Source organism: Leucobacter chromiireducens (assembly GCF_003917135.1).
GTDB lineage: Bacteria > Actinomycetota > Actinomycetes > Actinomycetales > Microbacteriaceae > Leucobacter > Leucobacter chromiireducens_A.
This window is the reverse complement of record NZ_RPDI01000017.1, coordinates 43,650-68,140: the sequence shown is the minus strand read 5'-3', so window position 1 is coordinate 68,140 and position 24,491 is coordinate 43,650. Positions and strand designations below refer to the sequence as shown.

Here is a 24,491-nt window from a genome sequence, read left to right as displayed (position 1 = left end):
TGAAGGCACCATTCCCAAAACGAACAGGGCGAGCCGTCGAGTCGACGTACATTTGAGCTCGCTCAAAACTGATGAAATATCGTTTCGCATCAATCCAGTTCACGGGTTCGGTGACCACACCGTACTTGGACATTCCCCCGCCGCGACTCCACTCTTCTGAGACGATCTCATTGAACGTGTAGTTGGCACCATTCGTCGCCATCGTGACGCCGCCCTGGAACCGCTGCGCGGTGCCCGCCGCGGATATCTCCGCCTCAGCAGTCGGGTACTTCAGAAGGCCATTTACTGTAGAAAGACGCTGCCACTCAGGCAGAATCGCGCTCGGCACGAGATGCGACCCTGTAGCTCCCGAATACGCGACCACGCCAGTTTGGAAGGACATGGTGCAGCCGCCAGCGGCAAGACCGCACGTCGCGTCGGCTGTCGGCCAACCCCAGGGGCCCTGCACAAAGCCTGCCGCACGGTAGTTGGTGAGAAACGGCCCTGCACCAATCGCGGTCGACTTGCCAGTGCGATTCTCGGAGAAGATCGTGCCCCGTTGGAATTCTTGGTAGCTGCCGCCGCCGTTCGCCGCGACGCTCGTTTCGTTTGCGACCGGGCGGCCCAGCGTACCGTTCTCGCCACCGAAACGCTGCCACGTCGTCGCGATCGCGCCGGTGACCTGATAGCCGACAGGGTCACCAAACCAGGTCTTATAGAACAGGTAGAAGTTGCGGTTGCCGTACGAGGAGCAGCCGTCGCCGGTACCCCAGCCCGCGTCCAGCGCAGCCTGGTTCGGGCGGTACGGCGTGTAAATGTAAAGCGCCGCGGTCGCGTAGTTCGTAATCGTGAAGGTCGAGGTGCCGCAGCCCGCGTTCGGGTGCCACTGTACGCGATTTGCTTGGAATGGCTTGTAGTTGTAGTTGTACGGCTGCGCCTTGTAGACCTGCAACTGCCACGCTGCTTTGTAGACCTGGTTCTGGAAGCCGCGCATCGACGGGTCACAGTTCGGACTATTGCCCGGCCCGCTGTCGGGGCAGGCGTACCCCATTGCGACGTCAAACTGGCGCACGGTCGGCCAGGTGTCCGAAACGAGGCTCTGCTCTTTTTCAAGCATGATGAGGAGAACGCGCTGGCTGATCCCACAGGCCTGGCCGACCTTCGTGATGATCTGCGCGGCGGATTCGTTCGCAACGCCGGCGTACCCCGCGCAGAACGCGTTCGCGGGCTTACTGACGGTATTGAACGTGGCGTTCCGGAGGCATTTGCTCGCAACCTTGGTCCCATAGATGGCGCTGCCAGCCACCTTGCCAGGGTCGCCAATCTCACAGCGGGGCACGCGGGTGTTCAGGAAGCTCTGCACCTGCGCTGGTGTCATTGCCCGGCCCTGGTAGAAGAGGTCATCACTGATGATGGTTCCCGGGTTGAATCCCGACGCGATGCTCGCTTCGGCCTTGCTGGCGTTTCCAGGGGCGGCGACAAACACTGTGCTGGCCACCGCGGCAAGCAGGAGCGCAGCAACCGGGCGCAGCCAGCGTCGCGCGGGCTTCCGCTTTCGAGCAAACATCGGAACTCCCTCACCGTCTCCGGCCCGTTCACGCTGAGTCAGCGCTGGGCTCCCCGGCCACCCTACCTTTCGCGGGGCGTGAGTCTGCAAGAATAGGTGTATGTCGTCACTATCTGAAGGTGCCCGAATTGAGCTGGGCGGGGCACCCGACACGTGGGTAATCATCCCTCTCTATAACGAGGCGACGGTAATCGGAGACGTGGTCAGCGACCTCCGTACGAAGTTCAAGAATGTTGTGTGCATCGACGATGGCTCTCGGGACGGATCCGGCCCCGTCGCGGCAGCCGCGGGCTCACATATCGTTCGTCACCCGATCAATCTCGGGCAGGGAGCCGCGCTCCAAACAGGTTTTGAGTACGCACTTGAGAGAGGTGCAGAGTTTGTCGTCACATTCGATGCGGATGGCCAGCATCGGGTCGTTGATGCCGTAGACATGCTCTCTCGCGCCCGTTCAGAGGATCTAGCGATAGTGTTCGGCTCCAGATTCCTCGATGACCGAACGAAGCCGGGCGTCCTCAAGAAGGTCGTACTGAAGACGGCGGTTTGGGTAACAAATCTCACAACGCGCACACGTCTCACGGATGCTCACAATGGACTCCGTGTGATTCGAGCCGACGCACTTCGGCGCGTGAAACTTCGCCAGGACCGCATGGCCCACGGAACTGAGATCGTAGTTCAGTTGGGTAAGACAGGCTTGCCATATGCCGAACAACCGGTCGAAGTCATTTACACCGACTATTCCAAGGCGAAGGGGCAATCACTGCTCAACTCGGTAAATATCCTTATCGATCTCTTTATCCGATAGGAACCTCATGCAGTTGATACAAGTCCTCCTCATTCTCGGAGTAGTCATCGTCGCAGTTCTAGCGATTCGTGCGCTTCCTGGTGACAGGTCTCTCGCCCTCAAACGCATAATTGCTCTGCTCTTTGTTGCTGCGGCTGTCTTCGCAATTATCTTCCCCAACGCCCTCACCCAGGTTGCGCACTTCTTCGGCGTGGGCCGCGGAACTGATCTGCTTCTCTACTTGCTGGTCATCATGACGCTCTTCTTCGCGGTGTCGACTATTCGGGCAAAGGCACGGAGCGACGCTCGAGTAACTGATCTCGCGAGAGCTGTCGCCCTGTTCGAGGCGCGCGTGGTCGAAGCTGAGGCAGAGAGAAACGCGGACAGTTCCGAATGATTGCCTGGTTGCCGCTCATCACCCCGACCGCAGCCGCAATATTCTTACTCGTTGCGCTCGGGCTACCGCTTTCTCTGGCTTTGCGGCTCCGTGGTTTTTTTGCGATTGCCGTCGCCATCCCCGCAAGCCTGGCTGTGGTCGCAATCGCTTCTGTGCTTGCGCCGCTTGTCAAAGTACATTGGTCACCCCTGGCTCCTTTCGCGCTCGGGATAGTGGTCGCGGTTCTACTCCTTTTCTGTGCCCGCCGGGTGGGGCCGGTTCGCCGGAACGGAGCAGGCGTACACCGGACTCTCGTTCCTGTCGGCGCGGCAGCACTCGGCGGCCTCGCGATCGCTGTTTCGCTCATCTTGAGCATGAAGTCAGCGGACGCAATCTCCCAGACCTTTGACGCAAATTTTCACCTCAACGCAGTCCGCCAGATCCTTGAGACAGGCAGTGCGTCGCCGCTCGACATGGACCTCGCTGCCCCGGGTTCGCATACGTACTACCCGACCCTTTGGCACGGGTTTGTCGCTCTCGTTGCACAGCTTTCGGGGGCTTCAATCCCGCTTGCCACGAACGCTACAGTTTTCGTCGTGTGCACCGTGGTGTGGCCCATCGGTGTGGTCCTTCTGGGACGAGCTCTCGCAGGGCCAAGCACTCGTGTAGCGATAGTTTCCGGAATCGTATCGGCAGCCTTTCCAAACTTTCCGCTTTCCCTTGCAGGCTACGGGGTTCTCTATCCCAATCTGCTCGCGATCGCTCTAGCTCCGTTTATCTTCACCGGCATAATCCAGCTCTGCGGGCTCTCGAACGCTCGGCGCGCAGAAGGATCTTCAATAGTTGCGGCGGCGCTACTCACGATCGGTTCATTGGGAGCGGCGATTTTCGCGCACCCAAATGCAATTCACATCACCCTGATCTGGATGATCGTGCCAGCCACCACGTTGGTGTATCGCGCACTCCGTGGACGACGTGTGCCCGGCTGGTCAGGCGCCCTCGTTGAGCCATTGCTTCCGCGCACGGCACGACGCACCACCGCACTTTTCGGTTTGCCACTACTCGGCTTAGCAATTGTCGTTGCGTGGGCTATCGGTCGAACCACGGACAATCCGTGGGAAGGAAAGCACGAAGTTCCCGGCGCCTTGCTTGACGCGCTCGGGATGACGCCCAGACTTGAGGGACATGCGTGGCCCGTCACGCTGCTGTTCCTGTTCGGACTCGTCGCGATCGCGAGGTCCCATCGCCGCCGCTGGGTCGGCTACGGCGCGTTAATTCCTTTGGCTTTCTACGTCATCGCAGACGGCTTCCCCGCATCCGAGTGGCGAACATTCTTTCTCTCACCGTGGTACAGCGATCCTTGGCGCCTCGCTGCGCTCATATGGGTAGGCGCGCTCCCTCTCGTTGTAATCGGTGCGAGCGCTGCTGCTGCGTGGTTTGATCTTGGCCTGCGCTCATCCGCTCGTTTTCTGCCGCATCCCCGGATTTCGCGCATTGTGGGACTTACTTTTGGAGCACTCTTTTTGCTCGCAGCAACACAAGGTGCTGGGGCATTCGCTGGCGTACAGTACGTGAGCACTAAGTACGAGACAGATGCGGCCGCTCCACTGCTCGACACCGACGAACGAGCGCTCCTCGAACGTCTCGAGAGTCACGTCCCAGAGGGGCAGGTTATTGCCAACAACCCCTGGAACGGGGGCGCACTTGCATACGCAATCGCTGACCGAGAAGTCTTGGTTCCTCACACCGGAGGCAAGTATGACCCGCGCATCAACGAAATGCTCGAAGGAATTGCAACTGGAACTCCGCAAGCCTGCTCCCTGAGCCATGAACTCAACGCACGTTTTGTCCTGGACTTAGGGACACACTACGTCTTCCCGGAGACGCCTCGGGCGGAACCATATCGGACCATCAGCGGCATCGACTCTGCCGATGCGACCGCACTTACCGAGGTCGATCGCGAGGGCGAGGCAGTTCTCTACGAAATCACCGGGTGCTAGATGCACATGCACCATCTTCTAGACTAAGTACGCCGCTGTTGTTCGGCGTAGATTCGCAAGGAGTACACATGACCCTCAAGTTTGGTCTCATCGGGCTTGGAATGATGGGCCGTCATCACGCGCGGGTGCTGCGTGAGATTGAGGGCGTTGAGCTCGTGGGACTCTGCGACGCGATGGGCGACCCGCATGGCGTAGCCGGCGAGACGCCGCTCTACTCGAAAGTTGAGGATCTCATTGCAGCAGGAATCGACGCCGCAGTCGTTGCGGTCCCCACGATCTATCACGAGCCCGTAGGGCTCTCGCTCGCAGCGGCCGACGTGCATACGCTCATCGAGAAGCCGGTTGCACACGATCTAGAGGCCGCAACGCGGCTCGTCGAGCTTTTCGAGTCACGCAATCTCACGGCGGCTGTCGGACACGTCGAGCGCTTTAACCCTGCGCTGATGAGCCTGCGAACCCGGCTCGAGCACGGCGATCTGGGAGAGGTGTATCAGATTCAGACTCGCCGTCAGGGGCCGTTCCCATCGAGAATCGCCGACGTAGGCGTCGTAAAGGACCTGGGAAGCCACGACATCGATCTGACTTCGTGGCTTGCTCACTCCCCGTACGCGTCCGTCTCGGCGCAGACAACGTACCGCAGTGGTCGCGAACATGAAGACATGCTTGCTCTGACGGGAAAGCTCCAGAATGGCATCATCGTCAATCACCTCGTGAACTGGTTGAGCCCGTTCAAGGAGCGTCTGACGGTCGTGACCGGAGAACGTGGAGCGTTCGTCGCGGATACGCTGACGGCAGACCTCACGTTCTATGAGAATGGTACTTTCCAGGGCGAGTGGGACGCGATCACCGCCTTCCGGGGGGTCAGCGAGGGTGAGGTCACTCGTTTCGCGCTTGAGAAGCGGGAACCGCTGAAGTCCGAGCACGAAGCGTTCCGTGACGCAATTCTCGGAATCCGCGCAGACACGGTTACTCTCCGAGAAGGTCTCGAGACGCTCCGAGTTGCAGAGACCGCGATTCTCTCGGGCAAGACCGGAGAGACGTTGAGCCTGTAATGAGTACTCGTATTAGTCCCGCCGCCTTTGTCGGCCAGGGTGTCGAGCTCGGCAGTAATGTCAGTGTCGGCCCGGGTGCAGTCCTCCTCGGGCCTCTGACTGTCGGAGATCGGGCGTGGATCGGACCTGGGGCGCAAATCGGCGCTCCGCCCGAAATGAGCTCACTCACGCAGAATCTGGCGTGGGCCGGGGAGCTCGATCACGCGGGGGTCAGCATAGGTCCAGACGCCGTCATTCGTGAATCTGCGGTGATTCATCAAGGCAGCTACCGCGCGACAACCGTTGGTGCCCGCAGTTGGGTACTGAATCGCGCCTACCTGGCCCACGATGTCTTGCTTGGCGAAGATGGCACCGTTTCAGCTGGAGTGAGCATCGGAGGTCATTGCGTCATTGGTGATCGCGTCAATATTGGAATGAACGCCGTAGTACATCAGCGTCGTGTGATTGCCACCGGCGCCATGATTGGCATGGGCACGCCCGTCACGCGAGACGTCCCCCCGTTCGCGAAAGTCTATGGCACGCCACCCCGGATCACAGGGGTGAACTCGGTGGGGGTTGAGCGAGCAGGCCACGAGGCTTCTGTTGCAGATCATCTTCTCGGGCACTACACGGCAGGCGAGTTCTTCACCGGGTCCGGTTGGGTGCCTGAAGAGTTGGGTGCTTTGACCGGCGCGTTCGCCTGGTGGCGCAGTCAAGGACCACTCAATCCGGCTGCAATCGCGGCTTCGCTCAGAAACGAACTGTAGGCTCACAGGTCGTGACATACACAGCTGCGCTCAATGATCCCGAGTTCCAGACTCCGGGCAAGAGCAAGGGCCTTTTCGGAGTTTTCCAGTACCGCTACCTGCTCGCTTTGCTCCTCAGAAAGGGCATCGCCACTCGCTACCATGGCTCAGTCCTCGGCTGGGTGTGGTCCTATGTTCGTCCGGGCGCTCAGTTCCTGATGTACTACCTCGTTGTCGGGCTCATTATGGGCCAGAGTCGAGGCATTGATGCGTTCCCCGTGTACTTGTTCGCCGGAATCGTCGCGGTCAACCTCTTCTCTGAGGCACTCAGAAATACCACGAGCGCGATCACCGACAACGCCTCCCTCATCAAGAAGATCTACATCCCGCGCGCGCTCTTTCCAGTGTCAGCCATCGGTGTTGCGCTTGTACATTTCCTCCCCCAAGCCGCTTTGCTCCTCATCGTAACGCTGGCGTGCGGGTGGACAATCGGATGGTTGCAAGTCGTGGGCTTCATCGTTGGTGTCGCTCTGATCCTCTGCTTCGCTCTCGGACTCGGTCTCTTTTTTGGCTCGGTTAACGTTGCCTATCGAGATGCACGCAACTTTGTAGACCTCATCCTGATGTTTTCAACTTGGGCATCACCGGTGCTCTACTCCTGGACCATGGTGCAAGAACGCGCACCGGAGTGGCTCTACAACATCTACATGGTGAACCCCATGACCGTTGCAGTCGAGATGTTCCACGACGCCTTTTGGCTCCCCCTGGCTCCTGACTCAGTACGCCCGGACGGACTCTTGACATTCACCCTTGTTGGCATCGTTCTTGCCGTCATCACCTTGCTCATTGGTCAACTAGTCTTCCGAAAGCTGGAGGGTTCATTTGCCCAGAACCTCTGAATCCCAGAAGCCCGCGATCGTTTTCTCAGAGGCGAAGAAAACGTTCAAGATCAAACACACGAACTCCTTCAAGGAAACCTTCATCGCCGCGTTGAAACGGAAGGAACTCACGACCGATTTCAATGCCGTTGATGGCGTGAGCTTCGATGTGCCCGAAGGGCAGTCAGTCGCGTTGATGGGAAGCAATGGCTCGGGAAAATCAACAACGTTGAAACTTCTTTCTGGCGTGCTCTCACCAGACGGCGGTTGGGTGCGCACTCGAGGCAGGATCGCTGGCCTGATCGAGGTCGGAGCAGGTTTTCATCCGGACCTCACTGGTCGCCAGAACGTCTATTTGAACGCGGCCATTCTTGGGATGTCGAAAGAAGAGACCGACGCGAAGTTCAATGACATTCTCGAGTTCTCCGAGATCGGAGAGTTCATTGATACCGAGGTGAAGCGATACTCCTCGGGAATGTACGCCCGTCTCGGTTTCGCGGTAGCAGTTCATACGGAGTTTGATGTACTCCTGGTCGACGAAGTGCTTTCCGTTGGTGACGCAGCATTTCGAGAGAAGTGCAACGAACGAATGCTTCAACTTCGCGAGCGCGGGAAGACGATGTTCATTGTGAGTCACAATGCCGGCCAAGTGCTTCGTCTCTGCGAGCGCGGCATCGTTCTCGAGCATGGCCGAGTGATCTTTGATGGACCAATCGAAGAAGCGGTGGAGGCGCTGGAACGATCGCAGCGAGGGCAGGGCATCACGCCCGAATTCCCGATTCCTCACCCGCTCAGCGCCGTATACGATCGCAACCCTTCTGGCTATGGCGCCCCTTTGGGGCCATCGCAGGAGGTCCCCACTGGGACATTCCAAGAGTTTGAACGCGGGGTCATCACGGCACTGACAGGCGAGCTCGCAGAATCCGAGGCTATCGGGCTCCCCCGTGGTGTCTTCCTCTCGGCCTATGAGCGCTCAGGAGGCCCGAGAGGACCGTGGGGCCTGATGGCGGGACGCCCTCGCGGCCGATTCGAGAACTTCGAAGTCCGTGCAATGCCCTTCGAGAACGGTATTGCGTGGTACTCGCTTGACGAGGGTTTCAGTTTTGCGGCGAAGGGGTCAGCTGACTACGAGCGAGTGCTCGAGTCGTACAGCTCTGAGAACTAGATGACGGCCAGGGCGGCGCGATTTCAGGCCGCCCGGTCCCCCGGCAGCCCGCCGCTCACGAGGCCGCGGAAGAGCACGCGCTTCAGGCCGGCCGGCAGCAGCCGGTATGCGCCCTTCATGACCACGTTGCGCAGGTACTCGCCGCGCGAGATGAAGCCCATGCGCCGCAGCTCGCCCTGCAGGCGCCACTCGGTGCGTGCCTCGGCCCAGCCGCCGCGGCGCGCGAACGCGCCAGCGCCCACGCGGTAGCGCAGCAGCGGCTCTGCGATGTTCTCGGTCCGCGCGCCGGAGTCGATGAGCCGGATCCCGAGCCAGTAGTCCTCCATCTTGCCGAACGGCTGATAGCGGCCCACCCGATCGAGCGCGGCAACGCGGTACATCATGGTCGGGTGGTTGAACGGGTTGTGCGTGCGCGCGTGGGCGCGGATCCGCTCAGCGCCGACCGGCGGCGTGCGCACCGAGGAAATCTGATCGGGATCGCGCTCGAACTCCGCCATACCGGTGCCGACGAGGTCGAGGCCGTCCTCGATCAGCGCCCACTGGCGCGCGAAGCGCTCGGGCTGCGACACGTCGTCGGCGTCCATCCGGGCGACCACCGGATACGCGCACGCGTCGAGCCCGCGGTTCAGCGCTTCGGTGAGCCCCCGGTTTTCTGGGAGGGTGACGCGCACCACCGGGATCGGGCTCTCCGACTCGATCCGGATCAGCTCCTCGGCGAGCGCCGCGGGCACCGGGCCGTCCTGCACGATCACGGCCTCGGCTGGCCGCAGCGTCTGCCGGTCGACCGAACTCTCGAATGCGAGGCGCAGGAACTCCGCGTCGTCGCCCGCGTAGACGGGCAGGAGCAGGGAGAACTCGGCCGTCGGGGCGGCCGGCGCAGCAGGATTCGACATGATCCACCCAGCCTATCCCGGCGCTGGCGCGCGCCGCGGGAGCGCGCCAGCGCCGGATCCGGCTAGCGGCGCGGCGCGCGGTAGCCGGCGGCCTGCGCGGCGGCGACCGTGGAGAAGCACTCCTCGGGGATCGTGCGGCTGAAGTAGGTGCTCCCGGGGACGTGATAGATCCAGTCCCCCCGGCCCTGGTTGCCCTTGATGGGCGCCCACGCTGGGCAGTTCCAGGATGCATTGGGGCTCGTACGGCTCGGCGTCTTCACTGCGCCGGTGGCGCGCGACACCTTCGATGCTGTCGAGTACCCGCTCTTCGAGCCGGTGACGCGCACGGAGATCTTCGCGCCCCGGTCGGCGCTGCCGAGCGTGTAGCTCGTACCGGTCTTGCCGCGGATCACCGCGCCGTTTCGCAGCCACTGCGTGCTGAGCTTCGTGCCGCTCGTCCAGGTGCCGCGCTTCACGGTGAGCGTTGAGCCGACGAGCGCCGATCCCGAGATGGTGGGGGTCGCGGTGCGCAGCACTTTGGGGATGCTCCGCGCGCCGGAGGTCTTCGAGACGGAGACGTACCCGGACTTCTTGCCGGTGACGCGCACGCTGATCTTGGCCCCGCCGTCGGCCTTCGTGAGCGTGTAGCTCGATTTCGTCGCCCCCGAGATCGCCCTGCCGCCCCGCAGCCACTGGTAGGACAGCGACACCTTCGCAGGCTTCCACGCGCCGGCCGAGACCGTGAGCTTCGATCCCACCTTGGAGGTGCCGGAGATCTTTGGCGTCGGCGTCGCGGAGAGCGTGCGGAGCACGGTGCCGGTCGCTGCGGAGGTGACCGTGCGGCCCGTATACCCGGCGAGCGACCCGGTGACGCTCAGGGTGATCTTCTTCCCGGCGTCAGCGGTGGTGAGCTTGTAGCTCGCGCCCGTGGCCTTCGCGATCACCGATCCGTTGCGCTTCCACTGGTACTTGAGTGCGACCCCGCTGGGCTTCCAGCTGCCAACGGAGCTCTTCAGAGTGGAGCCCACCACGGCGGAGCCGGAGATCTTCGGCGTCGCGGTGGTGAGCGCACCAGCGGTGACCGCCGTGCCGCCGCCTGCCGTGGCCGCCGCCGTGGTGTAGCCGGCGAGCGTCGCGGTGGCCGTGACCGTGACCCGCGTGCCGAGATCCTTCGCGGTGAGCGTGTAGCTCGTCCCCGTCGCCCCGGCGATCGCGACGCCCGCGCGCTTCCACTGGAACTGCAGGGTCGCGCCGCTCGGCGAGGACTCCCCCGCGGTGACGCTGAGCTTCTGCCCGACCACCGTGGCGCCAGCGACGCGGAGCGCCCCGACGCTGAGCGTGCCAGGCTCCACGAGGACCGGCTCGGAGTACGCGGTGAGCGGTTCGGCACCGCTCCGCGACGCGGTGACGGCGAGGCGCACGCTCGCGCCGGCGTGCTCGGGCAGCAGCGAGAAGCTCTCACCGGTGGCGCCTGCGGCGTCGACGCCGTCGATCTGCCACTGCAGGGCGAACTCGAGATCCTCGGCGTTCCACTCCCCGCGGGTGCCCAGGATGGTCTGCCCCACGCGCGCGGTGCCCGCAATCGCGGGCAGCTGCGTCGGAGCCGCGATCGGCTCGGCAGCACCGGGCTCCCCCTCCCCGGCTTCGGGATTGGGATCGGTGAACTCGCCGCCCGCGCCCGGTTCCGCGGGGTCGCTCGGCGCGGTGAGCGGCGCGCCGACGGGCGCATCGGCCACCGCGGCCACGGGAGCCTGCTCGGCGCCAACACCGCTCCCGTCCTCGCCGACGGCAAGCGCCGGACCGGCGGGCAGGCCGAGCACCAGGCCAGCGGTGAGCAGAACCCCGAGCAACTTGCGCATGCAGTCTCCTATGTTTTTCCAGAGACTTCTGAGTGTAGCGGCAAAGTGTGCGCCCTGAGGCCGCGCTAGCGCTCCTCCAGCTTCGAGAGCTGATCCACCGCGACCATCACGTCGACCGGCACGCCCGTGTCCCGCAGCACCTCGCGCGTGGAGCGCGGCGCCGTGCGCCAGCCATCACGCCAGCCGCGGCGCAGGCAGTCGCGCAGCTGCGCGCGATCGGACGAGGCCCGGAACGTGCGGAACCAGCGGCGGGCGGTCGCCGCACCGTAGAGCAGCTTCTCCCAGCCGGCGAGCGCGCGGCTCGTGCGGAACACCCACAGCTTGTTGCGCACCTCGAAGTAGAAGCGCGCGCCGGGATCCTGATCGCTCGATCCCCGCTTCACGGTCTTGTGCGTCACGACCGACCCGGGGACGTAGAGCCCGCGCGCCCCGCGCAGCAGCCGCGCGGAGTACTCGAAATCGTCGTTCCAGAGGAAGTAGTCCGCGATGGGGAGCCCCAGATCGCGCACCCGGTCGGCACGCAGGAACGCGGAGACGAAGGAGATCGAGCGAATCTCCATGCCGCCGGCCGCCGCGGCGCGCGAGCGCTCGGTCCGATCCGCGCGGATCTTCGCCTTCGGCGTGTTCATCGGGTGATCCGCCCCGTCAGTCCAGACCACGCGCGAGCCCATCACCGCGAGATCGTCCTGGCCAGAGGCGCGGTACCGCTCGTGTGCGTCGAGCGCGCCGGCGAGCGCGTCGGGGCCCGGCACGGTGTCATCGTCCATCACCCAGACCCAGTCGATGCACTCCTCGGCGACCGCGGCAGCGATCCCGGTCGCGAATCCGCCGGCGCCGCCCGTGTTCTCGGTGAGCCGGATCAGGCGCCCGCGCGCACCCCAGTGCTCCAGCATCTCGGCCGCGACCGCCGCGGAGTCGTCGTCCGAGGCGTTGTCCACAACGACGAGACGATCGACGGGTCGGCTCTGCGCGGCGAGGGCAGCGAGGGATTCCCGCAGCAACTCACGCCGGTTGTAGGCCACCAGAACGGCGGTCACGCGCATGCGCTCACACCCCTTTCGACTCGTGTTCGGCCTCGGACAGTCTAGACGGCACCGCCGACACCCGGCCGTGCACGCAGCGCGCACGGCCGGGTCGCTGCCGCGGCGGCTACTCCTCGGGGGCCGGCGACGCCTCCGCGATGCCCTCAGCGACGAGCTGGCGGATCACGTCGTAGTCCGGGTAGTCGGGATCCACCGCTGGTGGCACGAGCTCCACGTTCAGCGGTGCGTGCTCCCTGGCCTTCGTCGCGAGGTCGAGGAAGCGGCCGAGCATCGACTCGGGCAGGTCGGTCTCGACGAGCTGGGTGCCAGCGGCCGCGATCTTCTGGAAGTTCAGCAGCACGTTGCTCGGGTTCATCTGGTCAAGGATCGCTGCCTGCAGCTCGCGCTGTCGCTCCATGCGGTCATAGTCGCCGCGATCCGATCCGTAGCGCGAGCGCGCGTACCACTGCGCCGTGTAGCCGTCCATCTTCTGCAGACCCGGCTCAATGTAGCCGTCGACGTTGTTGCCGTACTGGTCGCCGCCGATGGGCAGGCGCTCCTCAACGTTGATCGTCACGCCGCCGAGCGCATCGATGATGCTCTCGAAGGCGTCCATGTTGAGCAGCACGTAGAACTGCACCTCGAGCCCCGTGGTCGCGGACACCGCGTCCTTCGTGGCCTCGATGCCTGGCGACGAGCCCTTCGCCGTCGCGTCCGGGTAGAGCTCGGGCTGGAACAGCTCGACCTCCGCGTAGAGCCCGTTCAGGATGCAGCGGCCCACCTCGCAGCCACCCCAGTCGCCGTACGCGTTGGGGGCGACGCCGAAGCCGTTCGGGTGGAGCTCGTACATCGGCGAGTCCTCGGGGAACGGCACACCGGACAGCTCGCGCGGGATCCCGATGATCGCGGATTGCCCGGTCTTCGCGTCAATACTCACGAGCGAGATGCTGTCCGGGCGCAGCCCCTCGCGGTCGGCGCCGGCGTCCGTGCCGAGCAGCAGGATGTTGTAGCGCCCGTCCACCGGCTCGACCGCTGGCGCGCCGCTGAAGAGCCCGCTCAGGAGCTCACGGCCCGCGTTGATCGTCGTGGCGGCCCACGCCGCACCGGCCGACGGCACGATCGTGAGCAGCACCGACAGGATCGCGATCGGGACGCGCCAGCCGCGGTGCGTCTTCACCAAGCGGGTGAGGCGCAGCGTGTCGAAGCCGAGCACGAGCCACAGCACCGCGTACGCAACGAGCAGGATCTGCAGCGCGAGCAGCACAATGCTGTTCGCGAAGAACGAGAGCGTCGCCACGCGCGCGAACAGCAGCCCGCCGAGCGCCGCGAGCACGCCGAGGATCAGGAGCGACGTCGCGACGGCGCCGAAGCGGCCGAGCTTGCGGTTGCCCGCGAGCAACTGTGCACTGCCGGGAAACAGGAACCCGATCAGCACGAGCCAGCGCGCCCGCTTGGTCATGAGCGGCGCGGACTCGGTATCCGGGTGACGCAGCGGCCGCTCGAGGTCGAGCGTCATGCGGGGTAACCACCCGGGTTCGCGGACTGCCAGGCCCACGAGTCGCGGCACGCCTCAGCGAGCGTGCGCGTGGTGCGCCACTCGAGCTCGGCGTTCGCTCGCGCGGGATCGGCAACTACCTCGGCGACGTCCCCGGCGCGCGGCGGCGCGATCCGGTACGGCACCGGCCGGTTCGCGGCCTCCTCGAAGGCGCGCACAACCTCGAGCACGCTCGAGCCGGTGCCCGAGCCCAGGTTGTACGTGCGCACGCCGGCACCGCCGCGCTCGAGGGCAGCGACGTGCCCCTCGGCGAGATCCATGACATGGATGTAGTCGCGCACTCCCGTGCCGTCCGGGGTGTCGTAGGTGTCGCCGAACACGCTGAGCTCGGCGCGCTTGCCGACCGCGACCTGCGCGATGAACGGCATCAGATTGTTCGGGATCCCAGCCGGGTCCTCCCCGATCCGGCCCGATGGGTGCGCCCCGACCGGGTTGAAGTAGCGGAGCAGCACCGCGCCCAGCTCGGGCCACGCGTGCTGCGCGTCACGGATGATCTGCTCGTTCATGAACTTCGACCACCCGTACGGGTTCGTGAGACCGACACCGGCGCGCTGCGCCTCATCGATCGGCGAGACCTCGGGGTCGCCGTAGACGGTCGCGGACGAGCTGAACACGAGATTCGTGACGCCGCGCTCGCGCATGAGGTCGAGGATCGTGAGCGTCGAGTCGATATTCACGCGGTAGTAGCGCGTCGGCTCGGCCACCGACTCGCCGACGGCCTTCAGTCCGGCGAAGTGGATCACCGCGTCGAACTCAACCCCGTCGAGAGCTTCCGCTGCGGCGGCCCGGTCGGCCAGATCCGCCTCGATCACGGGGATCGTTGCGCCCGTCAGCTGCTCGACACGCCGCACCGCCTCCGGGCTGCTGTTCGAGAAGTCGTCGAGCACGATCGCGTCGTGGCCGCGTTCGATGAGCACCAGTGCGGTGTGCGACCCGATATAGCCGGCCCCACCTGTCAGCAATACACGCATGAGCACTAGCGTACTTTGCTCGCCCGTGCGCTTCCCGTCAGCACGCGCCGAAGCGGAAAAACCCCACTTCTCGAACAGATTCGCACACTGACCGAATGGTCGCTGGGTGAAAGTGTTGCGATTCGGTCTCGCTCGCGCGCTGGGGGGCCCGCTCGGAGCAGTTTCCCCTGACCACACTCCCTAGAATGTGAACATCTGATTTGATGTCACCTCCGTTCGGGGAGAAAGGGGATCGCGCGTGGCGACACTGACCCTCATCGCGGACCCGTTCCCCGATTGGGAGGCCGAAGTGCAGGCCGCCGCCGCCCGCGACCTCGCCGCGGCGATCGCCGAGACCGCGCCGCGCAGCTGCAGCGCTCGCTACCTCGTGTCGCGCGGGGCGGCGCAGCCGGAGTTCACCTCACCGCGGATCCGCACCGAGCAGCTGCCCATGCGCGCCGGGATGCTGCCCTTCGCGTGGCAGAACGGCGCAACCGCCCGCCCCCTCGACGGGGAGTTCGTGCACGCGCTCACGCCGCTCGTCCCGCTGCGCTCGCGCGGCGACGACGACGGCTCGCAGACCTCGGTGACGATCTCGCACGCGCTCGCGTGGGAGGCACCAGCCCTGCTCGGCACCACGCAGGCGCGGCTCTACCGCGCGTTCGCGAAGCGCGCGGTTCGACACGCTGACGTGATCCTCACGCCGACGCACGCGACCGCGCGCGTGCTGCAGGAGAACTACGGCACCGATCTCCCGATTCAGGTGCTCCAGCCGGCACCGCCGCGCGAGTACCTCGCCGGGCCCGATGCCGCCGAGCGTCGCGCCGCCCTCGAGCTTCCCGCGCGCTACGCGCTCACCACCGCGAGCCCCGGCGAGTACGGGCGACTCGAGTGGCTCCTCGACGCGATGCGCGGCGATTCGGAGCTGCTCCCGCTCGTCGTGCTGTCCGGCTTCGATCCGGCGCCACCCACGCGCGACAAGAACGCCGCCGACCCGTGCGCGGCAGCGATCCCGGACGAGCTGCGCGACCGCGTGCAGGTCGTGCAGCCGCGCGAGCTCGCCGACATCGGCGCGATCGTCGCCGGCTCCGCCGTCCTCCTCATGCCGCAGGCGTTCGCCGGCACGGGGTATCTCACAGTCGCAGCGCTCACCGCATCCGTGCCGGTGCTCCACGCCGGCAACGCGGCGACCGCCGAGCTGGTGCTCGACGCCGGTGTTGCCGCGAGCACGGCGGAGGAGTTCGCGGCGGAGGGCAGCCGGCTCCTCCGCGATCCCGACTCGGTCGCCAAGCTCGCCGTGCTGGCGGGCGACCGCGGGCGCGGTTTCAGCTGGAACGGCGCGGCGTGGCAGCTCTGGGAGACGCACGCGAACCTCTAGCCGGTGGGGCTGATCCCGCGCTGGTTCCGGATGGGTTCCGGCCCAATCTCCCATTGAGTGAGGGTCTGATCCGATTCGGAGTGCCCAATCCGGATCAGACTCGCTGCAATTTCCCGGGTGCGCGGGCCGGATCACCCAGCTCGCGGCCCCAGTCAAGCTAGCGGCCGCCGTCCACCTCTGCGTCGGCGTCCACGCGCGCCTGCAGCGCGGCGTTCTTCAGCTCGACCATGTCCGTGAGGCTCTGCGCGTACTCGGCGAGCTGCTCGGCCAGATTCTGATCACTCGTGCCGAGGATGCGCGCGGCGAGGATGCCGGCGTTCTTCGCACCACCGATCGACACGGTCGCGACGGGGATCCCGCCCGGCATCTGCACGATCGAGAGCAGCGAGTCCATACCGTCGAGCATGGCGAGCGGCACGGGCACGCCGATCACGGGCAGCGTGGTCATCGACGCCACCATGCCGGGCAGGTGCGCCGCGCCGCCAGCTCCGGCGATGATCACGCGGATGCCGCGCTCAGCCGCGCCGCGCGCGTAGCTCACCATTTTGTCGGGCGTGCGGTGCGCGCTCACCACCTCGACCTCGTGCGGGATGCCGAAGTCGCGCAGCACCTGCACGGCGTCGCCCATCACGGAGAAGTCGGAATCGGAACCCATGATGACGCCAACGAGGGGCGCCGCGCTCTCTGCCATACCCCAATCGTACCGCGCGCACCGCGGCCCGCGGGGGCTCCCGTCCTAGTCGAAGGCTGCTGCCGCGGCCTGTGCAGCTGCGCGCACCGCGGCCATGTCGTCGCCGACCACGGTGACGTGGCCCACCTTGCGGCCCGGGCGGGGCTGCTTGTCGTAGCTGTGGATCTTCGCGCCGGGGTGCGCGGCGAGCGCCGCGGCGTAGCGCACGGGCATCGGCCCCTCCGCCGGTCCCCCGAGCACGTTCACCATGACGGCGGCCGGCGCGGTCATGCGAGTGTCGCCGAGCGGCAGGTCTGCCACTGCGCGGAGGTGCTGCTCGAACTGGCTCGTCACCGATCCCTCGATCGAGAAGTGTCCCGAATTGTGCGGGCGCATCGCGAGCTCGTTGACGAGCACTCGGCCGTCGCTGGTCTCGAACATCTCCACGGCGAGCACGCCGGTCACCGCGACCCCCTCGGCCACCACGGCACCGATGCGCGCCGCCTCGTCGAGCGTCGCGGCGTCGGCGACGGGGGCGGGCGCGAGCACCTCGGCGCACACGCCGTCGCGCTGGATCGTCTCCACCACCGGCCAGGTGCGGGTCTCGCCGCTCGGGCGGCGGGCGACGAGCTGCGACAGCTCGCGGGTGAAGTCAACGAGCTCCTCGACGAGCAGGTGCCCGCCGTGGCCGTCCTCGTTCAGGGCGGTGAACCAGTCGCGCACCTCGGCGGCGTCCGCGACGACGCGCACGCCCTTCCCGTCGTAGCCGCCGCGGGCGGTCTTCACGACGGCGCGGCCGCCGTTCGCGGCGATGAACTCCTGCAGTTCGGCCTCGTTCGACACCGCGGCCCACGCGGGGATCGGGACGCCGAGCTCGGCGAGCTTCTCGCGCATCACGATCTTGTCCTGCGCGAACTGCAGCGATCCCGGGCGGGGGTGCACCGCGACGCCGCGGCGCTCGAGCTCCACGAGAATCTCCTGCGGAACGTGCTCGTGATCGAACGTGATCACGTCCACCGTGTCGGCGAACGCATACACCGTCTCGGGATCGCGGTAGTCGCCCACCATGTCCGCCGCGCGCTCGGCGCTCGATCCCTCGTTCTCGGCGAGCACGCTGATGCGCAGGCCGAGGTGGATCGCGGGTGGCACCATCATGCGGGCGAGCTGCCCGCCACCGATGACGCCGATGCGGATGCTGCCGGTCTCAAGTCCCATGCGATCTATTCTGCCGTACGCGTGGCCTGCCTCGCGCCCCCGCCGTCCCCGCGCCCCACCCCCGCCGGATCCCGGTCCGCGCCCCGGCCGGATCGGGGTCACTTGGGCAGGGTGTCGCCTGGCAGCGGGGCCCGACACCCTGCCCAAGTGACCCCGATTCTGAGAGTGCGGGCGCCTGGGCGCGGGGCGGGGACATTAGGGGGGGCGCGGGTCGGGCGGGGGTGGGTTACCCAGCCGCGCGGGAGAGCGCCAGGGCGAGTCCCCTGAGGAACTGGGTCGGATCGCGGAGTGTGCGCGCGGTCGCCCTCAGCACCTGCCACCCGGCGGCACTCATCCGCTCAATCCGCTCGAGATCACGCCGCACTTGACCGGGATCCTGGAAGTGGTGCGCCCCCTCGTACTCGATCGCTACGCGCTGTTCCGGGTACCCGAGATCAGCGTGCAGCGTGCTCGAGCCGAGCTGAATCGGGCAGTTCACGCGAGGTTCGGGGAAGCCGGCATCCTCAATCAGCAGCCGCAACTCGGTTTCCGGCGGGGAGTCCACCGGAGTGCGAAGGCGAGGGAGGGCGGCGCGCCTCGCGGGCGCGCCGGTCGTGCCCCGGTGCCGCCGAGTCGCAGCTTCGAGCGTGGCGAGCGTCGAGAGCGGTGGCGTCCGACCAACCGGCACCCAGTTCCCCGAGATGAGGAAGTCCCCCACGACGATGAGCGTGGAGAGGGGGACGACCGCTGCGAGTTGACACCACACGTCTTCCGCAGTGGGAACCGTGAGTTCCGCCCGGCGTGACCAGTGCAGCACACCGCTCTTCACCCGGTGCCCCTGAACACTGGGCCGGCGCGGCGCACGCAGCGGGCTGAACGAGCCCACCTCGACGCGTCCGTTCGCGGGCGGCGGTGACGGCATTCCCCAGAGCAGTGCAGCAGATCGCCGCGATACGAAGAACTCCTTCGAGAGCGCTTGGCCGACGGCGATCGTTCGGTCGCGGGCACTGCCGTGATCGTAGCGAGCGCCTGGATGGAGCACGATGCCTCGCCCGATTCTGCGCACGTCCGCGCCCCTGAGGCGGCTGCGAGACACCCCGCCCGCGCGCAGCTCGGCCACCTGATAGGCCTCGGGCCTGGCGCGAATCGGCGAGCGTTCGGTCATGCCGGCGAGGATCTCACCATTCCGCCATCCCGCCGTGCGGAGATTCCCAGGCACGCACGAACAGTGGACAACTCGGTACCCCCTTCGCCTGTGAGCGACGCCGCGGCCCCGCCCGCCCCCGGGATCGGGGTCAGTTCGGCAGGGTGTCGCGCAGCCGGGGACCGCAACACCCTGCCGAACTGACCCCGATCGCCTGGAGGTGGCGGGACAGCCGGACGGCCCGGACAGCCCCGGGCCACCCGCCCCGCAGGTAGTTGACGGCGGTCAACGAATCCCCTATAGTTGACCCTCGTCAACAACTTGCGCCGTCGGCGGTCCCCACGGGGTTCGACCACCGACGCTGCGCTCCACTCCCGTCGCGAAGGATCCCACACCCGAATGACCGCAGTTCACACCGCCGCCCCCACCGGGGCGATCCTCACCGGCCGCGCGAAGCACCTCGCGCTCGCGGGCCTGTTCCTCAGCATGTTCGTGTCGATGCTCGCCATGAACGTGGTCGGCACGTCGATGCCGATCATCATCGCCGACATCGGCGGCACCCAGGCGGCCTTCACCTGGGTGGTCACCGCGACTATGCTGGCGAGCGCGATCTCGACCCCGATCTGGGGCAAGCTCGCCGACCTCACGAGTAAGAAGGTGCTGCTCCAGGTCGCGCTCATCGTCTTCACGCTCGGCTCGGCGCTCGCGGGCACCGCGCAGGAGCCGTCGTGGCTCATCGCGTTCCGCGTGCTGCAGGGCCTCGGCGCCGGCGGCCTCGGCGTGCTCGGCCAGATCGTGCTCGCGGACATCATCAGCCCGCTCGAGCGCGGCAAGTACATGGGCATCATGGGCGCGATCATGGCGGTGGCGACCGTCGGCGGCCCGCTGCTCGGCGGCCTGATCACCGACACGATCGGCTGGCGCTGGAACTTCTACGTCGCGGCCCCCATCGCGGTCGTGTCGATCATCATGCTGCAGCGCACGCTGCACCTGCAGACGGTGAAGCGGAAGATCAAGATCGACTACCTGGGCGCTGCCCTCATCTCGCTCGGCTTCTCGAGCCTGCTGATCTGGGTGACGCTCGGCGGCTCGAGCTTCGACTGGTGGTCCTGGCAGACCGCGGCCATGGTGGGCGGCGGCGTGCTCGTACTCATCCTCGCGGGGATCGTTGAGCTCCGCGCTGAGGAGCCGCTGATCCCGCTCGCGATGTTCACCAACCGCACGTTCACGCTCTCCGTGGTCGCGAGCATCGCGGTCGGCCTCGCGATGTTTGGCACCGCGGTCTTCCTCGGCCAGTACATGCAGCTCGCGCGCGGCCGCTCGGTGATCGAGGCGAGCCTGCTCACGCTCCCCATGATGGGCGGCGTGCTGATCTCCTCCACCGTGGTTGGCCAGGTGATCACGCGCACCGGCAAGTGGAAGCGCTACATGGTGACCGGCGCGATCGCGCTGCTCGCCGGCCTCACCATGATGGGGCAGCTGCGCTACGACACGTCGTACTGGTACGTCGGCGTCTCGATGTTCGTGATGGGCGCTGGCGTCGGCATGACCATGCAGAACCTCGTGCTGGTCGTGCAGAACACGGTCGCGCCGACCCAGATGGGCGCGGCGAGCTCGGCGGTGACGTTCTTCCGCACGATCGGCGGCACCGCTGGCATGTCGGCGATGGGTGCGATGCTCGCGCACCAGGTGACCCAGTACGTCACGGAGGGGCTCGAGAAGCTCGCGCCAGCCGAGCTCGCCGGCGCTGAGGCGCTGCAGGGCGGCGTGCTGCCGAAGATTGCCGAGCTGCCCGAGCCGATCCGCATCGTCGTCGAGTCGGCGTACGGCCACAGCATCGGCAACATCTTCTTCGCCGCAGCCCCGGTCGCGGTCATCGCGCTCGTCGCGATCATCTTCCTGCCGAACATCCCGCTCAGCTCGAAGAGCAACGCGGAGAAGATCGCCGAGATGCGCGAGCAGGCCGGCGATGCTGGGGCCGGCACCGCAGCGCTGGATCAGGGACGCGCCGCTGACGCGGTGACCGTGCCCGTCGACGCCACCGGCCCGATCGCCCTGCCGACGCGCCACGGCCGGGTTGCCGGTTCGGACCCCGACGGCAGCGCGCGCTAGGGTCATGACCATGGAGGATCGCTCGCTGCCGCCCGTCGCCCGTTCACGGCCGGCGGACGGCAGCGACGACACCATCGCCGAGATCATCGCCGAGTTCTCCGAGGTGATCGCGTTCGCGCGGAGCCGCTGGGCGCGCTACGCGGAGGACGTGCACCCGGATCTGCGCGGCGTCGGCCTGATCGTGCTGCAGCTCATCCTGCGGAAGGGCCCGCTCACCGTCACCGGGATCAGCCAGATGCTGGACATGGACAAGGCGGTGGTGAGCCGCCAGATCTCGAAGCTGCGGGAGCTCGGGCTCGTCAAGGCTGAGCCGTCGCCGGAGGACCGCCGCGTGGTGCTCCTCACGTGCAGCGCGCAGGCGCAGATCCTGATCGACGCGATCCGCGAGAAGTGGGGCGACGCCTACCACGAGCGCTTCAGCGGGTGGACGCCGGCCGACCTCGAGCAGCTGCGCGCCGGGCTCCACCGCTTCAACGCCACGGCGGATCACGGCGTGCCGCTCGACACCCCGTCGGGGCGCTGCGCGCGCGGCGATGCCCCTGCTGGATCCCCCGCGGCGTAGTCGCGGCGCTCCGCAGCCGCCCAGCCGGAGCCCCGCGCGGCCTACTGGAGCCGCTTCCGGATCCAGGCTGATGCGAGGTCGACGAGCACGATCACCACGAGGATGATGATGAGGTAGGTCATCATCTCGTCGAACTGGAACGTCTTGATCGACTTGTTGATCAGCAGCCCGATGCCGCCGGCCCCGACGAGGCCGAGCACGAGCGAGGATCGTACGTTCACGTCGAAGCGGTAGAGCAGCAGACCGGCGAGCTGGGGCAGCACGCTCGGGATCGTCGCATTCGCGACCACCTGCCACCGGCTCGCGCCAGCGGTGCGGAGCGCCTGCTCAGGACCGGGGTCGATGTCCTCCATCGCCTCGGACCAGAGCTTGCCCATCACGCCGGTGTTGTGCGCGATGAGCGCGAGCACGCCGGCGAACGGGCCGAGCCCGACGGCGGTCACGAAGATGAGGGCGAACACGATGTCTGGCACCGCGCGGAAGAACGACAGGATGCCGCGCGCCACCTGGTAGACGGCCTGGTTCGGTGTCGTGGTGCGCGCACCGAGCACGGCGAGCAGCAGCGCGAGCGGGATCGACACGGTCGTGCCGAGCAGGCCGACCCAGAGCGTCGTGAGCGCGCCGTGCAGGCCAGCCTGCACGACCTCGGGACTCAGGTCGGGCGGGAACGCCTCTGACAGGAAGTTCGCCATCCCATGCGCGCCGGTGACGAGCTTCTCCGGGCGGAAGTCCGTTGCCTGAAACGCGAGCAGGTGGAGCACCACCAGCACGACAATGATCACGGTCCAGGATCCCGCGCGATAGGGCACGCGCGGGTCGCGGGGAACGCTGAGCGCGCGCGGCGCTGCGACGTGCGCCGGCTGCTCGGTTGCGCGCGCCCGGTCGCGGGCGAGGGTGTCGGTCATGGCTGGCTCCTCGGGGATCACAGGTAGAGGGACGCCAGGCTGGCGTCATCGATGTCGGCGGTGGGCGCGTCGAAGACGAGCTTCCCGCCGCGGAGGCCGATCACCCGGTCGGCGTACGCCCGCGCGAGGTGCGGCTGGTGCAGCACCGCGGCGACGCCGAGTCCCTCGTTCACCGCGAGGTCGTGGAGCAGCTGCATCACGTCGTCGGCGGCCTTCGGGTCGAGCGCCGAGACCGGCTCGTCGGCGAGGATCATGCGCGGGCGCTGGCAGAGCGCACGGGCGATCGCGACGCGCTGCTGCTGGCCGCCGGAGAGACTCCCCGCGCGGTCGTGCGCCCGGTCGGCCAGGCCGACACGGTCGAGGCAGGCCATCGCCTCCTCCTGCAGCTCGCGCCCGAAGAGCGGCGGCAGCGAGCGCCAGCCGGGGAGCCGTGAGAAGCCGCCGGCGCAGACGTTCTGCAGCGCGGTGCGGCGCTGCACGAGGTGGATCTTCTGGAACACGGTTGCGGCGGTGCGTCGCGCCTCGGCGCGGCGCTGGCCGCTCGCCTCGGTGAGGCGAACCCCGGCGATCGTGATGTCGCCGGAGTCCGCCTCGATGAGCCCGTTCACCGCGCGCAGGGTGGTCGACTTGCCCGAGCCGTTGGCCCCGAGGAACGCGACCACTTCGCCGGCGTGCACGCGCATGCTCATGTCTTGCAGCACGACGCGGTCCCCGAAGCTCTTGGAGATGGCCCGCACATCGAGCAGCACCTCCCGTTCGGCCGCCGGGGCGGCGGCCCTGCGTGCGGTGACGGTGCTCATTAGACGTCTGCCTCGGTGAGGCCCATGGTCTCCGCGAGGTCGAAGAGCGGCTGGTAGTCCTCAGTGGTCGCCGGGATGAGCGGCCCAGCCGGGTCCACCCCGAGGAAGCCGGACACGGCTGCGACGTCCTCCGCGTCGAGGCTCAGGAGCGCCTCGGAGACGGCGTCCTGGAACTCCTGCGGGAGGTTGCCACGCACGGTGATCGGGTCGTTCGGGATCGGGTTCGACTCCCAGATCTGGCGGAACTGGCTCGCGTCGAAGGTGCCCTCGGCGGTCGCCGTCGCGAGGGTCTGCGAGTTGATCTGCGCAGCGTCGACAGTGCCGTTCACGAGGGCGAGGAGCGCCTCGGGGTGCCCGCCCGCGTAGTCGGCGGTGACCTCATCGGCGATGCCGGCGTCGGTGAGCGCGGACATGGGGAGCGCGTCGCCCGACGTCGAGCCGGGGCTGCCGAGCGCCAGCGTGTGGCCCGGCAGATGCTCGATCGTCTGGATCTTCGAGTCCTTCGGCACCCAGATGCCGCCCGTGTAGGTGGTCGGCTTGCCCTCGGCGTCACCGAAGGAGGCGAGCGGCTCGGCCTGCGCGCGCTCGTTCGCGAACACGAAGCCGAGCGGCCCGAACTGTGCGATCTCGAGCTGGTCGTTCTCCATCGCGAGCACCTCGGCGGCGTAGTCCTCCGTGATGGACACCTCGACCTCGCAGTCGAGCTTCTCCGAGAGGGCCTTCGCGAGCACCTGGTAGGCGGGCTCCAGCCGCTCCGGGTCCTCGTAGGGCAGGATCCCGAAGCGGATCTTGCCGTCGGGGCAGGTGGCCGACGCTGCGGCGGTGTCCTCGGCTGCCGGAGCGCAGGCGGCGAGGCCCAGGGTGAGGGCGGCCAGCGCGGTGGCGGCGAGGGCGGCGTTCTTCTTCACGATTCTCCTTGTGTGTGTCCTGCGGTGCGTGGGA

Annotated in this window: 22 protein-coding genes; 10 read left to right on the top strand and 12 right to left on the bottom strand. The window is 66.8% G+C overall.

Annotated elements, in window-relative coordinates; all coding sequences use genetic code 11:
• Window positions 1–1,546, bottom strand: a 1,546-nt coding sequence (locus EGM46_RS09585) for an LGFP repeat-containing protein (protein ID WP_431194076.1), incomplete at its 3' end; no start/stop codon positions are given.
• Window positions 1,547–1,646: 100 nt separating this feature from the next.
• Between EGM46_RS09585 and EGM46_RS09580 the strand changes: the two genes are divergently transcribed.
• The 7 genes from EGM46_RS09580 (at window position 1,647) to EGM46_RS15135 (ending at window position 8,526) form a co-directional block, all read left to right on the top strand.
• The gene (locus EGM46_RS09580) at window positions 1,647–2,351 is read left to right on the top strand and encodes a glycosyltransferase family 2 protein (RefSeq protein WP_125099930.1); all 705 of its coding nucleotides are present in this window, start codon (window positions 1,647–1,649) and stop codon (window positions 2,349–2,351) included.
• A gap of 7 nt (window positions 2,352–2,358) precedes the next feature.
• The gene (locus EGM46_RS09575) at window positions 2,359–2,727 is read left to right on the top strand and encodes a DUF2304 domain-containing protein (RefSeq protein WP_125099929.1); all 369 of its coding nucleotides are present in this window, start codon (window positions 2,359–2,361) and stop codon (window positions 2,725–2,727) included.
• Window positions 2,724–4,706, top strand: a complete 1,983-nt coding sequence (locus tag EGM46_RS09570; RefSeq protein ID WP_125099928.1) for a DUF6541 family protein — start codon at window positions 2,724–2,726, stop codon at window positions 4,704–4,706. The genes EGM46_RS09575 and EGM46_RS09570 overlap by 4 nt, the downstream gene beginning before the upstream one ends.
• 68 nt (window positions 4,707–4,774) lie before the next feature.
• On the top strand, window positions 4,775–5,758 hold the full coding sequence (locus EGM46_RS09565) for a Gfo/Idh/MocA family protein (protein WP_125099927.1): 984 nt from the start codon (window positions 4,775–4,777) through the stop codon (window positions 5,756–5,758).
• A 155-nt stretch (window positions 5,759–5,913) separates the two neighbouring features.
• A complete protein-coding gene (locus EGM46_RS09560; RefSeq protein ID WP_241156270.1) occupies window positions 5,914–6,504 on the top strand; it encodes an acyl-ACP--UDP-N- acetylglucosamine O-acyltransferase in 591 nt (196 codons plus the stop codon).
• A gap of 11 nt (window positions 6,505–6,515) precedes the next feature.
• Window positions 6,516–7,382, top strand: a complete 867-nt coding sequence (locus EGM46_RS09555; protein ID WP_125099925.1) for an ABC transporter permease — start codon at window positions 6,516–6,518, stop codon at window positions 7,380–7,382.
• Window positions 7,366–8,526: an ATP-binding cassette domain-containing protein gene (locus tag EGM46_RS15135; RefSeq protein WP_125099924.1), complete on the top strand. Its 1,161-nt coding sequence runs from the start codon at window positions 7,366–7,368 to the stop codon at window positions 8,524–8,526. Before EGM46_RS09555 ends, EGM46_RS15135 begins: the two co-directional genes overlap by 17 nt.
• Window positions 8,527–8,549: 23 nt before the next feature.
• Here EGM46_RS15135 and EGM46_RS09545 read toward each other — a convergent pair whose 3' ends face one another.
• From EGM46_RS09545 to galE, 5 genes are all read right to left on the bottom strand, one after another.
• A complete protein-coding gene (locus EGM46_RS09545; RefSeq protein WP_125099923.1) occupies window positions 8,550–9,419 on the bottom strand; it encodes a glycosyltransferase in 870 nt (289 codons plus the stop codon).
• 62 nt (window positions 9,420–9,481) lie between these two features.
• Window positions 9,482–11,257: a hypothetical protein gene (locus tag EGM46_RS09540; RefSeq protein WP_125099922.1), complete on the bottom strand. Its 1,776-nt coding sequence runs from the start codon at window positions 11,255–11,257 to the stop codon at window positions 9,482–9,484.
• 65 nt (window positions 11,258–11,322) lie between these two features.
• A complete protein-coding gene (locus tag EGM46_RS09535) occupies window positions 11,323–12,300 on the bottom strand; it encodes a glycosyltransferase (RefSeq protein ID WP_125099921.1) in 978 nt (325 codons plus the stop codon).
• Window positions 12,301–12,406: 106 nt separating this feature from the next.
• Window positions 12,407–13,795, bottom strand: coding sequence for an LCP family protein (locus tag EGM46_RS09530; protein ID WP_125099920.1), 1,389 nt, complete (start codon window positions 13,793–13,795; stop codon window positions 12,407–12,409).
• Window positions 13,792–14,805, bottom strand: a complete 1,014-nt coding sequence (gene galE, locus EGM46_RS09525) for a UDP-glucose 4-epimerase GalE (protein ID WP_125099919.1) — start codon at window positions 14,803–14,805, stop codon at window positions 13,792–13,794. Before galE ends, EGM46_RS09530 begins: the two co-directional genes overlap by 4 nt.
• 238 nt (window positions 14,806–15,043) lie before the next feature.
• Here galE and EGM46_RS09520 point away from each other — a divergent pair, with 238 nt between their 5' ends.
• Window positions 15,044–16,162, top strand: a complete 1,119-nt coding sequence (locus EGM46_RS09520; protein WP_125099918.1) for a mannosyltransferase — start codon at window positions 15,044–15,046, stop codon at window positions 16,160–16,162.
• Window positions 16,163–16,319: 157 nt separating this feature from the next.
• Here EGM46_RS09520 and purE read toward each other — a convergent pair whose 3' ends face one another.
• The 3 genes from purE to EGM46_RS09505 form a co-directional block, all read right to left on the bottom strand.
• Window positions 16,320–16,853, bottom strand: a complete 534-nt coding sequence (gene purE, locus EGM46_RS09515; RefSeq protein ID WP_125099917.1) for a 5-(carboxyamino)imidazole ribonucleotide mutase — start codon at window positions 16,851–16,853, stop codon at window positions 16,320–16,322.
• A 45-nt stretch (window positions 16,854–16,898) separates the two neighbouring features.
• Complete coding sequence (locus tag EGM46_RS09510; RefSeq protein WP_125099916.1) at window positions 16,899–18,047, bottom strand: 5-(carboxyamino)imidazole ribonucleotide synthase; 1,149 nt, start codon at window positions 18,045–18,047, stop codon at window positions 16,899–16,901.
• Window positions 18,048–18,273: 226 nt separating this feature from the next.
• Window positions 18,274–19,191, bottom strand: coding sequence for an endonuclease domain-containing protein (locus EGM46_RS09505; protein ID WP_125099915.1), 918 nt, complete (start codon window positions 19,189–19,191; stop codon window positions 18,274–18,276).
• A 378-nt stretch (window positions 19,192–19,569) separates the two neighbouring features.
• Here EGM46_RS09505 and EGM46_RS09500 point away from each other — a divergent pair, with 378 nt between their 5' ends.
• On the top strand, window positions 19,570–21,282 hold the full coding sequence (locus EGM46_RS09500) for a DHA2 family efflux MFS transporter permease subunit (protein WP_125099914.1): 1,713 nt from the start codon (window positions 19,570–19,572) through the stop codon (window positions 21,280–21,282).
• A 4-nt stretch (window positions 21,283–21,286) separates the two neighbouring features.
• Window positions 21,287–21,844, top strand: a complete 558-nt coding sequence (locus EGM46_RS09495) for a MarR family winged helix-turn-helix transcriptional regulator (protein ID WP_241156269.1) — start codon at window positions 21,287–21,289, stop codon at window positions 21,842–21,844.
• 41 nt (window positions 21,845–21,885) lie between these two features.
• Here the strand turns inward: EGM46_RS09495 and phnE are convergent, their stop codons facing one another.
• The 3 genes from phnE to EGM46_RS09480 are packed head-to-tail and all read right to left on the bottom strand — an operon-like array spanning window position 21,886 to window position 24,457.
• Window positions 21,886–22,749: a phosphonate ABC transporter, permease protein PhnE gene (gene phnE, locus EGM46_RS09490; protein WP_125099913.1), complete on the bottom strand. Its 864-nt coding sequence runs from the start codon at window positions 22,747–22,749 to the stop codon at window positions 21,886–21,888.
• Window positions 22,750–22,766: 17 nt separating this feature from the next.
• Window positions 22,767–23,549 (bottom strand): ATP-binding cassette domain-containing protein, encoded by a 783-nt coding sequence (locus tag EGM46_RS09485; RefSeq protein WP_206427546.1) that lies wholly within the window; start codon window positions 23,547–23,549, stop codon window positions 22,767–22,769.
• Window positions 23,549–24,457: a phosphate/phosphite/phosphonate ABC transporter substrate-binding protein gene (locus EGM46_RS09480; RefSeq protein WP_125099912.1), complete on the bottom strand. Its 909-nt coding sequence runs from the start codon at window positions 24,455–24,457 to the stop codon at window positions 23,549–23,551. Before EGM46_RS09480 ends, EGM46_RS09485 begins: the two co-directional genes overlap by 1 nt.
• Window positions 24,458–24,491: the final 34 nt, after the last annotated feature.

Coding starts and splice junctions, on each gene's coding strand:
- EGM46_RS09580 (WP_125099930.1), top strand. CDS start 1,647: ATGTCGTCACTATCTGAAGGTGCCCGAATTGAGCTGGGCGGGGCACCC.
- EGM46_RS09575 (WP_125099929.1), top strand. CDS start 2,359: ATGCAGTTGATACAAGTCCTCCTCATTCTCGGAGTAGTCATCGTCGCA.
- EGM46_RS09570 (WP_125099928.1), top strand. CDS start 2,724: ATGATTGCCTGGTTGCCGCTCATCACCCCGACCGCAGCCGCAATATTC.
- EGM46_RS09565 (WP_125099927.1), top strand. CDS start 4,775: ATGACCCTCAAGTTTGGTCTCATCGGGCTTGGAATGATGGGCCGTCAT.
- EGM46_RS09560 (WP_241156270.1), top strand. CDS start 5,914: ATGAGCTCACTCACGCAGAATCTGGCGTGGGCCGGGGAGCTCGATCAC.
- EGM46_RS09545 (WP_125099923.1), bottom strand. CDS start 9,419: ATGTCGAATCCTGCTGCGCCGGCCGCCCCGACGGCCGAGTTCTCCCTG.
- EGM46_RS09540 (WP_125099922.1), bottom strand. CDS start 11,257: ATGCGCAAGTTGCTCGGGGTTCTGCTCACCGCTGGCCTGGTGCTCGGC.
- EGM46_RS09535 (WP_125099921.1), bottom strand. CDS start 12,300: ATGCGCGTGACCGCCGTTCTGGTGGCCTACAACCGGCGTGAGTTGCTG.
- EGM46_RS09530 (WP_125099920.1), bottom strand. CDS start 13,795: ATGACGCTCGACCTCGAGCGGCCGCTGCGTCACCCGGATACCGAGTCC.
- galE (WP_125099919.1), bottom strand. CDS start 14,805: ATGCGTGTATTGCTGACAGGTGGGGCCGGCTATATCGGGTCGCACACC.
- purE (WP_125099917.1), bottom strand. CDS start 16,853: ATGGCAGAGAGCGCGGCGCCCCTCGTTGGCGTCATCATGGGTTCCGAT.
- EGM46_RS09510 (WP_125099916.1), bottom strand. CDS start 18,047: ATGGGACTTGAGACCGGCAGCATCCGCATCGGCGTCATCGGTGGCGGG.
- EGM46_RS09505 (WP_125099915.1), bottom strand. CDS start 19,191: ATGACCGAACGCTCGCCGATTCGCGCCAGGCCCGAGGCCTATCAGGTG.
- EGM46_RS09500 (WP_125099914.1), top strand. CDS start 19,570: ATGACCGCAGTTCACACCGCCGCCCCCACCGGGGCGATCCTCACCGGC.
- EGM46_RS09495 (WP_241156269.1), top strand. CDS start 21,287: ATGACCATGGAGGATCGCTCGCTGCCGCCCGTCGCCCGTTCACGGCCG.
- phnE (WP_125099913.1), bottom strand. CDS start 22,749: ATGACCGACACCCTCGCCCGCGACCGGGCGCGCGCAACCGAGCAGCCG.
- EGM46_RS09485 (WP_206427546.1), bottom strand. CDS start 23,549: ATGAGCACCGTCACCGCACGCAGGGCCGCCGCCCCGGCGGCCGAACGG.